General features: G+C 36.0%; 8 protein-coding genes. 5 read left to right on the top strand and 3 right to left on the bottom strand.

Annotated features, from left to right (window positions below; translation table 11 throughout):
• Window positions 1–197: 197 nt before the first annotated feature.
• The 3 genes from ACP3VS_RS02330 to mprF all read left to right on the top strand — a co-directional run bounded on the left by ACP3VS_RS02330 (window position 198) and on the right by mprF (window position 5328).
• A complete protein-coding gene (locus tag ACP3VS_RS02330) occupies window positions 198–1799 on the top strand; it encodes an ATP-binding protein (protein ID WP_036160903.1) in 1602 nt (533 codons plus the stop codon).
• Window positions 1800–2507 carry a response regulator gene (locus ACP3VS_RS02325; RefSeq protein ID WP_031418850.1) on the top strand — a complete coding sequence of 236 codons (708 nt, stop codon included), beginning with the start codon at window positions 1800–1802 and terminating at the stop codon, window positions 2505–2507. It abuts the gene before it with no gap.
• 298 nt (window positions 2508–2805) lie between these two features.
• Complete coding sequence (gene mprF / locus ACP3VS_RS02320) at window positions 2806–5328, top strand: bifunctional lysylphosphatidylglycerol flippase/synthetase MprF (RefSeq protein ID WP_031418851.1); 2523 nt, start codon at window positions 2806–2808, stop codon at window positions 5326–5328.
• Between the two features lie 233 nt (window positions 5329–5561).
• On the opposite strand, the gene ACP3VS_RS02315 is transcribed toward mprF, so the two are convergent.
• Window positions 5562–6797: an MFS transporter gene (locus ACP3VS_RS02315; RefSeq protein WP_281486711.1), complete on the bottom strand. Its 1236-nt coding sequence runs from the start codon at window positions 6795–6797 to the stop codon at window positions 5562–5564.
• 540 nt (window positions 6798–7337) lie between these two features.
• Here ACP3VS_RS02315 and ACP3VS_RS02310 point away from each other — a divergent pair.
• Window positions 7338–8906: a glycoside hydrolase family 10 protein gene (locus ACP3VS_RS02310; RefSeq protein ID WP_281486710.1), complete on the top strand. Its 1569-nt coding sequence runs from the start codon at window positions 7338–7340 to the stop codon at window positions 8904–8906.
• A gap of 51 nt (window positions 8907–8957) precedes the next feature.
• Here the strand turns inward: ACP3VS_RS02310 and ACP3VS_RS02305 are convergent, their stop codons facing one another.
• Window positions 8958–12047 (bottom strand): efflux RND transporter permease subunit, encoded by a 3090-nt coding sequence (locus tag ACP3VS_RS02305; RefSeq protein WP_031418855.1) that lies wholly within the window; start codon window positions 12045–12047, stop codon window positions 8958–8960.
• A gap of 99 nt (window positions 12048–12146) precedes the next feature.
• Between ACP3VS_RS02305 and ACP3VS_RS02300 the strand changes: the two genes are divergently transcribed.
• Window positions 12147–12980 (top strand): TetR/AcrR family transcriptional regulator, encoded by an 834-nt coding sequence (locus tag ACP3VS_RS02300; RefSeq protein WP_031418856.1) that lies wholly within the window; start codon window positions 12147–12149, stop codon window positions 12978–12980.
• A 49-nt stretch (window positions 12981–13029) separates the two neighbouring features.
• Here ACP3VS_RS02300 and ACP3VS_RS02295 read toward each other — a convergent pair whose 3' ends face one another.
• A complete protein-coding gene (locus ACP3VS_RS02295; protein ID WP_012293080.1) occupies window positions 13030–13833 on the bottom strand; it encodes a serine/threonine protein kinase in 804 nt (267 codons plus the stop codon).
• Window positions 13834–14032 lie beyond the last annotated feature (199 nt).

The following is a 14032-nucleotide window of genomic DNA, read 5'->3' as shown; positions in this document are numbered from 1 at the left end:
CAAAAACATAAAATAAAAAAAGAGTTCATTGTAAATGGTCGAATTATAATATTGTTCATTAAATTCAATATTTTCTGCTATTTATATAGACTAAAGGTGTTGTCAAAAGAATTTTTTGCAGATAATCTTAAAACCATATCGTAAATATGTGTGCCACTACTAATGAGAATGCGAATTTGAAAGGAAGGATTTATTGAATGATGAAAATGCCTGTAAACGGCAAAATACTGTTAATGACATTTTTAATCATTGCACTCTCCTTTTTACTAGGTGGTATTTTTGTACTCGGTAACTTATTATCTGAACAGGAAAAAGATTACGGTCAGCGAGCAATGCTTGTAGCACGAACTGTATCGAATGTACCAGAGTTAAGTGTGCATTTGAACAATGACAATATAAAAGAATCCGCCAAAAATATTAATAAAATTGTAGATGGCATTAGAGTGATTAATAAGGCAGAGTATATTGTTGTGATGAATATGGATCGTATTAAACTATCTCATCCAGTAAGTAAGGAATTAGGACAGCGCAGTGAGTCGCAGGATTTAAATGCGGCATTTAGTGAGCATTATTATGTTTCGAAGGCACGTGGAGAATCAGGTGTCATGATACGGGCTTTTGTCCCCATTATTAATGACAAAAGGGAGCAAGTGGGCATTGTAGTAGTTGGCTATTCATTACCAACACTGCTAGAAATGCTACAAAGCTATGAGCGAGAAATTATGATAACTATTGTTATCTCACTGATTTTCAGTATTTTTGGTGCATATACACTTGGACGGCATATAAAAAAACAAATGTTTGGGCTAGAACCTCATGAAATTGCCAAAATGTATGTGGAAAGAACAGAAACCTTTAATGCTATGCATGAGGGAATAATAGCCGTTGATAAGGAGATGAATATAACGATTTTTAATGAGAAAGCAGCTGATATTTTAGGTGTTACTCGGAAAATAGAGGACTGTATTGGACAAAAGATTTATGATGTTTTGCCGGATACTCGCCTGCCTGAAATTGTTGAAACAGCAACTCCTGTTTATGATCAAGAGCTTTACATTAATCATCATAGTATCTTAAGTAATCGTGTCCCCATTATTGTGAATGGCGAGCTAGTTGGGGCAGTTGCTATGTTTAAAGATTTAACAGCTGTGAAGAAGCTTGCAGAGGAAGTGACAGGTGTAAAGGCCTTTGTTCAAGCATTACGTGTGCAAACCCATGAGCATAAAAATAAAATTCATACGATTGCAGGACTATTACAACTGGGACACACAAAGCAAGCACTTGAATATGTTACAGTCACCACTGAAAATGAAGCATCATTGACGAAGTTCTTAAACGAACGCTTTCATAATGAAAATATTTCAGGTTTGTTATTAAGTAAAGTAAGTTATGGAAAAGAACTGGGTATCGAGGTTGAGATTGATCAGAAAAGTCATTTTAAACGCTTTCCTCCTCTATTAGATCATCATGATTTTGTTGTGTTACTCGGCAATTTAATTGAAAATGCTTTTGAGGCTTTGAATGTCCTTTCTAAAGAAGATAAATATGTAGCCATCTCTGTAGACGAGCATGATGGAGTCTTAGCGATAGCAGTTTCTGATAATGGGATTGGCATGTCCAAAGAGGTACAGGATCGTATGTTTGAAAATGGATTTTCTTCAAAGGCTGCTGAAAATCGGGGCATTGGCTTGCATCTAGTCTATGAAATTATAAGAAAAGGCAACGGAGATATAGAAGTAGTGAGTGAATTTATGAAAGGAACAAGTTTCTTAATTTTATTTGAGTTAGGAGAAGTATAGATGGATGTAATAAATGTCTTATTAATTGAAGATGATCCAATGGTACGAGAAGTGAACAGGCAATTTATTGAGCAAATCAAAGGTTTTTCTTTAGTCGGCTATGCTAGTAATGGTATTGAGGGAATTCAAAAAATTAAACAATTAACCCCAGAGCTTGTCTTTATAGACATTTTTATGCCAGAGCAAGATGGCATTATTACGTTAGGGAAAATTCGAGAGGAGCATCTTCCGGTCGATGTTATCGCTGTAACTGCTGCGAATGATATGCCCACTGTGCAGCGTATTTTACACTTAGGTGTATATGATTATATTATGAAGCCTTTTACATTTGAGCGGATTGAGCAAACATTAAAAAATTATCGAAGCTACAGAAAAAAAATAAGCGGTATGCAGGATTTAACCCAGCATGATGTGGATCATTTAATGCAGCAACGTCTCCCTGAGCAAGTTGTTATTACAACAGCAGGAACGGAGGCAATTACTATAGAGGAGCTACCAAAGGGGTTTAATCGAGCTACGTTAGATAAAGTGTTTGCCTATATTCAAACAAGTGGTGGGGCAGTATCTGCCGAGGAGGTTTCTACTTATATAGGTACAGCACGTGTTACAGCTAGACGTTATCTTGACTTCTTAGAAAAGCAAAGTCTATTAAAAGTAGATATACAATATGGAAGTGTAGGACGTCCTATTCATCGTTACTATATCTAATCATTAGTTATGTTAGATTTATCGGTTGTATGGTCATTCACTTTACTGTATGCGACTCTAAAAAATTAGAGCCAATAATGGTCATTTTTATTTCTCTAATTATAGAGGGATGAAAATGGCCCTTTTGATGTTGGTTAGTTAGGAGTAAAATTGTTCTATATAGTTTATTTATTAATGAATAGTAGTACCTTACTTTGACAATACATATAGCAAAGAATACGTTACAATATGGAAATAGTCTGTTACCTTAAATAGGTAATAGAAAGTTTAGTTAGATTATGGGAAGTAGGTTTGGCATATGTTTACCGTTCGAAAAGAGGCACTGTTGAAATTATTAAAAATTATTTTCCCAATAATACTTTTGGGGATAGCTATTTATGAAATTCAACAAACAGTGAGTGGGATAGATGTTCATTTACTACAAAAAGAAGTGAATGAGCTTCAGCTATGGGAGCTTTTATTGATCTTTCTAATCACCTTTTTAGCGATTACCCCAATGATTTTTTACGATGTTATTTTAGCAAACATCTTACGTATCAAGATTAATAAACGTAATCTGCTCAATCATTCATTTATTGTTAATACCTTTTCAAACCTCATTGGCTTTGGGGGATTAGTTGGTATATTTTTACGCGATTATTTTTATACCAAATATAAAGAAGATCAAGAAGGCATGATGCGAAGTATTGCTTCGGTCACACTGTTTTATTTAACCGGAATTTCCTTGTTAACGTGGATTATGTATATATTCTTTTGGGATTTCCCGTTGCTTAAAGAAGAACGATGGTTATCGATTGCCGTAGTTCTTGTCAGCCTATATGTACCAGCTTTTTTGGCGATGTATATAATTCGCTATAAAAAGGAAAGTTCTTTAACACCAAAAATATCAGTTCAATTGATGATCACTTCAGTAGCTGAGTGGCTTGCCGTATTTTTTGTGATCTGGGCTTTAACGTTTATTTTGAAGATTCCAATAGAATTATCTACATTAATTCCCATTTTTTTAATTGCTTCTAGCGCAGGAATAGTCAGTATGATACCTGGCGGTGTTGGCTCCTTTGATCTCGTTTTTTTATGGGGAACACAAAGTATTGGAATTGCTGATGAAAAGGTGTTGTTTCTATTAATATTGTATCGAGTGGGCTATTTTGTTCTACCATTTTTAGTTTCTGTACTCTTATTTATTAAAGAATATTGGATGCGGTGGAATCAATCTTGGGATGACTTACCTAATATTATTTTTCAGAAACTAAGCCATACGCTATTAACCATATTGGTGTTTATATCTGGCATTATTTTATTGCTATCTGCAGCTTTGCCAGGGATACTAAGTCGTCTAAAAATTGCTCAGGAGTTTTTATCCTCGCCCATTATGAATGTATCCCATCAATTGACCGTGGCAGCGGGCTTTATACTGTTAGGGTTATGTAGGGGAATCAAATACAAGGTAAAAAGGGCCTACCAGCTCGCTATTGTTGTGCTAAGTAGTTCGGCGCTATTTTCAATTTTTAAAGGTTTTGATTATGAGGAAGCCATTTTTTTAGTCATTGTCGCAGTGTTATTAATGGTGTCAAAAAAGCAGTTTTATCGAGAAAGTTATGTTTTGACATGGGGAATTGTCATTATTGATTTTGCTGTAGTAACTGTTATTACAGCGATGTATGTGGTAATTGGCTACGTTAATTTGCCCTCTGCCAAAATTCATTTTCCTAGTGCCCTACAAGACTATATGATAACTGATTATCAGGACCTCTTTAATAGTGCGATTATCGGTATTCTGATCGCCATTGTTATTTTTTATATAGGCTATTTTATATGTACACCTAAGAAAATGGTCAAACTTTTATCTCATGAACAAGAGGAAGCTATTAAAAATCATTTGATGTCCTATCAAGGGACGGAGTATTCACATTTAATTTTTTTACATGATAAATTTGTACATTGGAATGAAAAAGGAACAGTTTTATTCTCTTATCAAATTTATGCAGATAAGATTATTGTTCTTGGAGATCCGGTTGGTAATGAATCTGATTTTTTATCTGCTATCCAGGAATTTTTGGAAATGGCTGATCGATATGGCTATACACCTGTATTTTACGAAATTAACAATAAAATTTTCTCCGCCTTACACGAGTATGGATATAGTTTCTTTAAGCTTGGTGAGGAAGCCTTTGTAGATTTAGATAAATTTACATTTACAGGAAAAGAAATGAAGGGTAGCCGAGCAATCAGAAATAAGTTTGAACGTGAAAATTATATAGTGGAAATAATGAGTCCACCTTATTCTCAGGAAGTCATGAAGGAATTGAAAGAGGTATCAGCAAAATGGTTGCAGGGAAGGGCAGAGAAGGGTTTTTCACTTGGTTTTTTTGATGAACATTATTTAAGTACTTCAAATATTGCTGTTTTACGTGGTGCTCAAGGAACGTTTGGCTTTGCTAGTATTATGCCCATGTATGATCAAGGGGAAAGGGTTTCTGTTGATCTTATGCGCTTTAAGCCTGGCTCACCATCTGGAACAATGGATTTCATTTTCCTATCACTATTTGAATGGGCAAAATCGGAAGGTTATCGTGTCTTTAATATGGGGATGTCTCCTTTATCCAACGTCGGACAATCTAGATATTCCTTTTTAAGTGAAAAAATAGCTGCGCAAATCTTTCTACATGGACAGCATTTTTATCATTTTAAAGGATTAAAAAACTTCAAGTTAAAATATGCAGATTTTTGGGTACCCAAATATGTAGCGTATCGGAAAAAATCATCATTACCATTCACGATGGCACAAATCACATTGTTAATCGGTAGCAAGAGAAAATAGTGCCCCTTTAAAATTTCAGAAACAAAACAGTCAGCTGTGTGTTGGCTGTTTTGTTATTTTCATCTGTTAGTCGTTTATTCACTTTCAGCAGGCAAAAGCCTTTTCAATAAGTTTTGTTAGAAGAAAAATGATGATAATTAAAAAAGCCCTGCATGGTGACAGGACTTTCTTAACATCGAGGAAGGTGCTTTGCAGCAGGTTTGCAAACGTCAGTTGATTAACTAGAAGGATGTTTAAACATCTTTATGCTCAGCAGTAGGTCTTCCAGCCTGTAATAAGACTTTACTGCCCAGTAGGAAAAATCCTTGGATAAATAAGAGGATTCCTGTACCAATAAGTAGCCACTCGATAGCAATAATGTCTGCAATCGGACCGAAAATAAGCATACCTAAAGGCATCATAGAGGTAGATATCATACTAAGAATGCCAAATACTCTTCCCATATAATCACTATTCACTTTTTCTTGTAATAATACCGTTGCGGGTGTATTAAAGATTGGCATAGCTATTCCAGTAACTGTCATGATTATGAGATACAGCCAAAAAACAGGAATGACTCCGAGAGCCATTGTACAAAGACCAAATAATAAAGCAGATAATGTCATCGTATGCACTTTATTTTTAAAGCCACCCCATGTTGCGATTGCGATACCACCAATTAACATCCCAATGGCAAAGGCCATCTCGATAGCAGTCAAGCGCCAGACATCATTACCAAAGCTACGAGTAACTTGCAAAGGTGTTAAAAAGGCAGCAGGGGCAGCGAGCAGCATGAAAAAGGCAAAGAACAAGAATAAATGTTTCAAGAAAGCATGCTCTTTAATGTAGATAAAGCCTTGTTTCATATCACTAAAATAACTTGTTGTTTGTGGCTGATTAGCTTTCGCATGTGCAGGAATATGCAGAAATAATAAGAAAATAGCAATAGCAATAGCAGCTGTTGTCACATCAATAAAGAAAATAGACTCGATTGAAGCCATCGTTAATAATGCTCCACTTGCCATAGGTGCAAGAATCATGATAAAAGCTTGAATACTACTATTCGCTCCATTAACTTTCATTAAATGCTCTTCAGGTACAAATTGCGGTAAAATAGCGCCCACAGCTGGTGTTTGAATACCTGCACCAACTGCACGTACCGCCGATATGACAAACAATAGCCAGAGTTCATCATAGCCGATTAAAAATAAAATGGCTAAAAAGAGCGTAGATAAGGCGATCATGCCATCCGCCAAGATAATAAGCCATTTTCGGTTATAACGATCTGCCCAGACACCAGCAATAGGCGCTAGGAAGAAGGTTGGTAAAAAGCCACAAATAATCGCAATGGTCATCATGCTGCCTGATTGCGTTGTAAGCGTGATATACCATGTAATGGCATATTGCACAAGAGCAGAGCCAAAAAGTGAAATCGTCTGACTACTTAAAAAAAGTATTGTATTACGTTTCCAATGTTCCAATTTCGTCATCCCTTTCTAACAGTAATGCCTGTGTGGAAAGTAAAAAGACAACAAAAAAGAGGGGAGTAGAAGTCCCCTCTTTTCCAGTATTCCTAAAACAGACTAGACCTAATTCCATTTCCTTGCACAGCAGGCAAAGTGTACACATATTTAATTAGTAATGTGAAATCGTAGTCTAATTGAAGCTGTCATTTGGAATACCCTCCGTTCTATATAAGTTGTGTTGATTGTAGCATACAGTTTATGACTGCGTAAAGAATGAATCAAACAAAAATTAGGTTAAAATATAAAATAAGGAAATTGTAACGGAATAATAATGAAGTGTAGGTCATCTGTGTTTTTTGGGGGGATTATAATGATACATATTTTGGCATTAACTAAAGCGCTTTTTAAATAGGGTTATAGAAACAAATGATTTTGTTTTAGTCATACGTAGTAATTCAAATTCCATGATTATTATTTGATCCAGTTAGTGAAGTTGCTTCAGGAACGTGCATATAGCGTGAACTTATCATATACTAAAATAGAAAAATAGCAAATGGAGGAAATATGAGAAAGAAAAATAGTAAATGGAAACTTATTGCTTTAGTCGCTATGATTTTGATGTTATGCCTATCAGCAATCCCTGCTAATACAGTGAAGGCAAGCACGACACAGCCGAAACGAGAAATGCGGGCTGTCTGGATTTCAACGGTTCTCAATCTTGATATGAAAGCAGGTATGAATAAGGAGCAGTACACGGCTTGGGCACGCCAAACATTGGATCAATTAAAAGCCAATAAATTCAATACTGTTATTTATCAAGTAAGACCAACAAATGATGCAATGTATGCATCTGAGTTAGCCCCATGGTCGTCCTACATAACAGGGAAAAAACAAGGTACAAACCCCGGTTACGATCCTCTTACGATACTAGTAGAGGAGTCACATAAACGAGGGATGGAACTGCATGCTTGGATGAATCCTTATCGTGTAACAATGTCTGGACAAAAGCTAACTGACCTTGCTCCCGATAATGTAGCTATAACACATCCAAACTGGGTTGTTAAATATGGCAAACAATATTATTTAAATCCTGGTTTACCTGAGGTGCAAGACTATTTAGTTGAAATAGTAAGAGAGCTAGTAGCCAATTATGATGTTGATGCCGTTCATATGGATGATTATTTTTATCCATATAAAATTGCAAATGAGGTTTTCCCAGATCAAGCAGCTTACAAAAAATATGGTGCTTCCTTTAACAAGGTAGAGGATTGGCGAAGAAATAATGTGAACAGGCTTGTTGAAAATCTTTATACAGCTATTAAAGAGACAAAGCCATATGTACAATTTGGTATTTCACCATTTGGTGTATGGCGTAATAAATCATTGGATAAAACAGGAAGTGATACACGAGCTGGTGTCAATAATTACGATGATTTATATGCAGACGTCAGAACATGGATTCAAAATGGCACGATTGATTATATTACCCCGCAAATTTACTGGTCAAGAACATTATCTGTTGCCAAATATGGGACATTGTTAGATTGGTGGAGCCATGAAGTACAAACATATGCAAAAACGCATCCTGTTCATCTATATATTGGATTGGCTGATTATAAAGTTGGCAATGACAGTGATGCTGCATGGAAAAATAAAATGGAATTGCCCAGTCAAATACTAGAAAATCGTTCAGAAAAAGTAGCAGCCGATGGGCAAATGCATTTCTCGTTAAGAAGTTTTCAAAGCAATAAATTAGGCTATGCAACAATTGTTAGTCAACAGCTATATAATTATACAGCAATGACACCAGAAACAATTTGGAATGATGACGCAGTGCCGAACAAGCCGACTTATGTAGAAGTGACAAAGGAAACGGCAGGTCGTAAGATTGAAATTATTGACGATAATGAAACACAGCCACGTAAGTATGTTATTTATCGTTTTAAAGGGAACAAAGAAGGTTCCTACCATGACCCTCAAAATATAGTGGATGTTGTATATAATAAGGATGGCATCACTCAATTTGTGGACAAGTCAGCTCTTGCTAAGCAAAACTATACATACGGCATTACGGCCGTTTCTGCTACAGGTGTAGAAAGCAAGGAAGCTTTTGTAGTGAAAGAGGTTCAATAAATAACAAAACAGCTACTCAAGCGATTGAACCGCATGAGTAGCTGTTTTTTATTAATTTTCTTCGATATCTTTACGATTTTTCTTTAACATTTTTGAAAGCATTTCATACACAATTGGTACAACCACTAATGTTAATAGAGTGGATGATAATAAACCACCAATTACAGTAATGGCTAAGTCTTTTGATATTAATCCACTACCACCAGAACCAAGTGCCATAGGAACCATCGCACCGATTGTTGCAATAGCTGTCATCAATATTGGGCGTAAACGTGTAGCACCAGCTTCTAGAATGGCTTCACGCATGACTAAACCAGCATGTTCCATATGAATAATACGGTCAACTAATACGATGGCGTTCGTCACAACGATACCGATTAACATCAGTAGACCCATCATAACAGAAACAGAAATCGTTTGACCTGTTACAAATAAACCAACAAATGCACCGATTACGGCGAATGGAAGCGAGAAGAGAATAGCGAATGGAGCTAAACCTTCACCGAACGTAACAACTAAAATGAAGTATACAATCGCTATTGCCGCTAGCATAGCAACACCCAGCTTCGTGAATGTTTCTTGCATATCTGCAGCAACTCCAGCAACACCTGTTGTTACACCCTTTGGTAAATCTAATTTGTCAATTTTCTTATCGGCAGCAGAAGTTGCTTTTGAAATATCATCGCCGATAATCGTACCGGATACTGTTGCGAAGTATTCACCTTTTGAACGAGATAGTGAGTTAAGAGTCGTGCCTTCTTCAACATCTACTAGCTCACCAATAGTCATCGTTGTGCCTAATGCTGTTTTAACTTCAGTTGCTAAAACATCCTCAAGTGAAGTCGCAGCTGCTTTGGCATCACGTTGAACAATGACATCAATATCTTTTCCATCATTTTTCACGGTTGTTAAAACTTCTTGTGATGTATTTGCATTTAAAGCCATCACGATTTGAGCAGTTGTTAAACCATATTGAAGGACATTCTTCTGTTCTACTTTAAGTACATTTTCAACATATGGATCTTCGTTATCTGATTTAATATCTTCTAGGCCATCCACATCTTTTAAAGCACCTTCTACTTGATTTACAGCGTCTCGTAGCTTATCTAAATCATCACTATATAGTGTGTAGCTTACTTCGTTTGAAGACATAGACATTGAAGAGAAGTTCTGAGATTTCCATTCTCCTGATTGACCTATATTAAATACATAGTCTTCTACTTCTTCACGAGCTTTAGGGAAGTCTTTCATATCTGGATCAAAGATTAGGTACATTAAAGCTCCGCCAGCGCCTCCGCCCATCATCATTGCTGATGGATCGACATTGTTCGCATCTGTAATGGAAACTTGTAAAATATCAACGTCTTTGCGCTTCATTAATTCTTTTTCTACTTTTTCAACATTTGCTGCAGTTTCATCTGCAAGCTCTCCAGTTGAAGGAGTATATGTGAGGTACATAACTTTTTCTTCCTGTGATCCCATAAAGCTAAACCCAATTAAAGGAGTTAACGCTAGTGAACCTACAAGTAAGAAAATCGCAATTAGAGACGTAATAATTTTATGATTTAACGCTTTTTCTAAAACACCTTTGTACCATGTTGCTAGTTTACCAACTTCTTTATGCTGGCTTTCTTTTTTCTCACCGTATAGTTTTTTACGGAATAGGAAATGGGATAATGCAGGTACAATGGTAATGGCTACTAATAATGATGCACCTAATGCAAACGTCATTGTTAGTGCGAATGGCATGAATAGTTCGCCAACCATACCACCTACAAAAATAAGTGGAGCAAATACAGCCACTGTAACTAATGTTGACGAAAGAATCGGTTTAAACATTTCAATGGTTGCTTCACGAATTAAAGCTCGACCTGTTAATTTTTCTTGTTTTAAATGGATACGTCGATAAATGTTTTCAACAACTACAATCGAGTCATCGATAACACGTCCAATGGCAACGGTAATCGCCCCAAGGGTCATAATGTTTAATGTAATATCCATCCAGTTTAGTAGTAGTAATGCCATGAAAACTGAAACTGGGATCGAAACAATCGAAATAATGGTTGATTTGAAATCACGTAAGAATAACAAGATGATTAATACAGCAATTGCACCACCAAATACGGCCTTTTCAATCATGGTAAAGACAGAATCTTCAATTGGGGCACCTTGGTCAAGAGAGATATCTACGTTTAGGCCATCTAAACGTTTTTCTTCATCTTTCATAAGGTCTTTAACGGCATTGACAACAGTTACAGTGTTAGCATCTTGACCCTTAACGATTTGAATGGCAATAGCATCTTGACCGTTTGTACGGGACACAGATTGTACTTTACCTTCTACTTCAATCTTTGCAATATCACCCAGACGAACGAATGGTGAAGGATTTGTTGCTGAAGGTGTGACTGGAATTAATAAATCTTTTAGTTCATCTACGGACTTTACTTTACCGTCTACAGAAACTGCTTGTTCTCCAACAGTAAATTGATATAAACCAAGTGATAGTGACATATCGCTTGCTTGAATCATTTGCTTGACTGATTCCTCTGTTAACCCTAATGCAGCCATTTTTTCTTCATCATATTTAAAGGATACTTGTTCAATATGCTGACCTGTAATGGTTGCAGAGGCAACACCATCAATTTTTTCAATCTTAGGAAGTAAAACATCTTCTACTGTAGAAGTAAGATCGACAATATCTTCCTCAGAACTACTAACGGATAAAGCTACTACTGGCATCATGTTCATACTGATAGCCATAATAGTTGGCTCTTGAGCACCTTCAGGCAATTTTAGATTATCTAAAGCTGCTTCTAACTGACGCTTTTTTTCATCCATATCAATGCCATAGTCGTATTCAACCTGCACTTGTGCTACGTTGGAAGAGGATGTTGAGTAAACTGCCTTCACATCTTCTAAGCTTTCTATGGATTTTTCGAATGGGATGGAAAGCTCATTCATGACTTGTTCAGGCGTTGCACCTGGATATACGCCCATGACGATTAAGTATGGGATCGAGATATCAGGTATAGATTCCATTTTCATTCTTGTGCCGGAATAAATACCAGAGACAGTGATGATAATTGTTAATAACCACACTGCCAATTTGTTTTTCAATACGAAATTAACTAAACCTTTCACCTTCACACCTACCCTTTATTGACTAACTAAATTCAATTATTTATACTAATGACTAATCGGTCATTTGTCAACGAAATGCATTAGGAGAGAGTTAAAAATATGTTAAAAAAGCAATTAATTATGGAGAAAGCATTAGAGCTGTTTTCTGAACAGGGTTTTGAAGCTACATCAGTACAGCAAATAACAGAACGTTGTGGGATTTCTAAGGGTGCGTTTTACTTATCCTTCAAAACAAAAGACGAGCTTGTTATCTCTATGGTTGACTACTACTTACAACAATTTATTACAGATGTTGACCGAGTAGTCAGAGGGGCGTATAACAAAGAAACGATTTTGGTTGAATTTTATAAAAGTATCTTTCAGGCATTCAAAAATCACTCTGCATCTGCTAGAGTATTTTTTAATGAGAAGGTCTTTCTAACAAAAAAAGAGCTATTTCATAAAATAACAGCGTATGAAGCAGAGATGTCTAAATCTATCATTTATATGCTGGAGCAACTTTATCAGGATAAGCTACAAGAAACAAAATACGATGTCATGTATTGTATTAAAGGTTTTATGAAGAGCTATGCGGAACTTTTTATCTTTTCAGATATGCCTCTCGATTTAGAACAACTTGCGAAATCTTTAGCAGAAAAAACAGATATTATTGCACGACATACAACGATACCTTTTATTACGAAGGAGCTTGTTACTTTTATAGCGAAGCCTTGCGAACAGGATATTTCAAAGGAAATGTTACTGCAGTTAATTGAACAAAATATTGATAATACTGAGGATTCTATTGAAAAAGAATCATTGGAACTGCTAAAACTCGAAATAGAAAAGCCAACATACAGTAAAGCCATCGTAAAGGGGCTAATAGAAAATCTACGACTTAGCCCTGCGTATCATTGGATTGCTTATGTATGTGCAAAATACTTAAATATTTAAATTATAGGATAGAATTGCTCACTTTAGATCGGTGAACAATTCTATTTTTTTATTTTTCTTTCAAATGTATGGAAATATTTATTAAATGTGGCAGAGATCGGTAAGCTTCTAATGCACTACTAAAAGGGTCTTGAATCCATAATAATCGTTCGAGAAAATCCTTCACTTCTATCGGTAAATTCAATTCTTGTTGCCACGTGTCCTCTTTCTTTTTACGTGGCTTAAAGTCTGAATAAAGTAAGAACAATAGAAAATGGCCCACGAAATATAGATCGCTAATATGATTTTCAGCTCGCTTCGGGTTTTGTATAGAAGAAAGTTCCACTGCCTTTTGTAATGTCGTTGCGAGACCAAAATCTATAATGTGTAATTGTTGATCAACCAATAAGATATTAGGTATACGTAAATCTCGATGGACAATTCCGTGATTGTGTAGCAGGATAATTTGTTCTAAAAGCTGTTTGGTTATTTCAAGTGACTGAGCGACAGGAAATTTAACACCTTCTTGAAAAATAAGCTGTTCAAAGGTTTGGCCGTTTATATAGTCCATCATAAAATAAGGCATATCTTGGATAGTTCCAGTCGAATGGATTTTAGGTATATTCGGCAATGATAATTGCTGTAGAATTTGAATTTCCTGCCTGAATTTATGTATGGTCTTTTGGTGATGACGATGCTTGGGACGCAGGCATTTTAAGACGAACAGACCTGTTGATGAGCAATTTTCAATTAAGTACGCACGACCATATGAGCCAAAGCCAAGAAATTTTTTAAACGTGAAATCTGGATGCTCAGCTATGAAAAGCTCTACAGCATAATCAAAGTTTTTTTCTGAAAGTCGTTTCCACCACATTAGCTACTGAAAAAACTCAAAGAGCTGAAAAAACTACGTGAGCTTTTACGAGAACTACGTTTATAATGCTTATGGCCATAATAATTATGGCGTTTGGAATATCTGCGACGACTGCTTGATGAAGAATAATGACGTTTGGATTTACCATTGAGTAGGGATTGAAGAAGTTTATTTAGCATAAAACGCTCCTTTTGGATGT

Source organism: Lysinibacillus sp. VIII_CA, assembly GCF_049943995.1.
GTDB classification, from domain to species: domain Bacteria; phylum Bacillota; class Bacilli; order Bacillales_A; family Planococcaceae; genus Lysinibacillus; species Lysinibacillus pinottii.
Note: the sequence above shows the minus strand (reverse complement) of the source record. Positions and strands in the feature narration are given on the sequence as shown.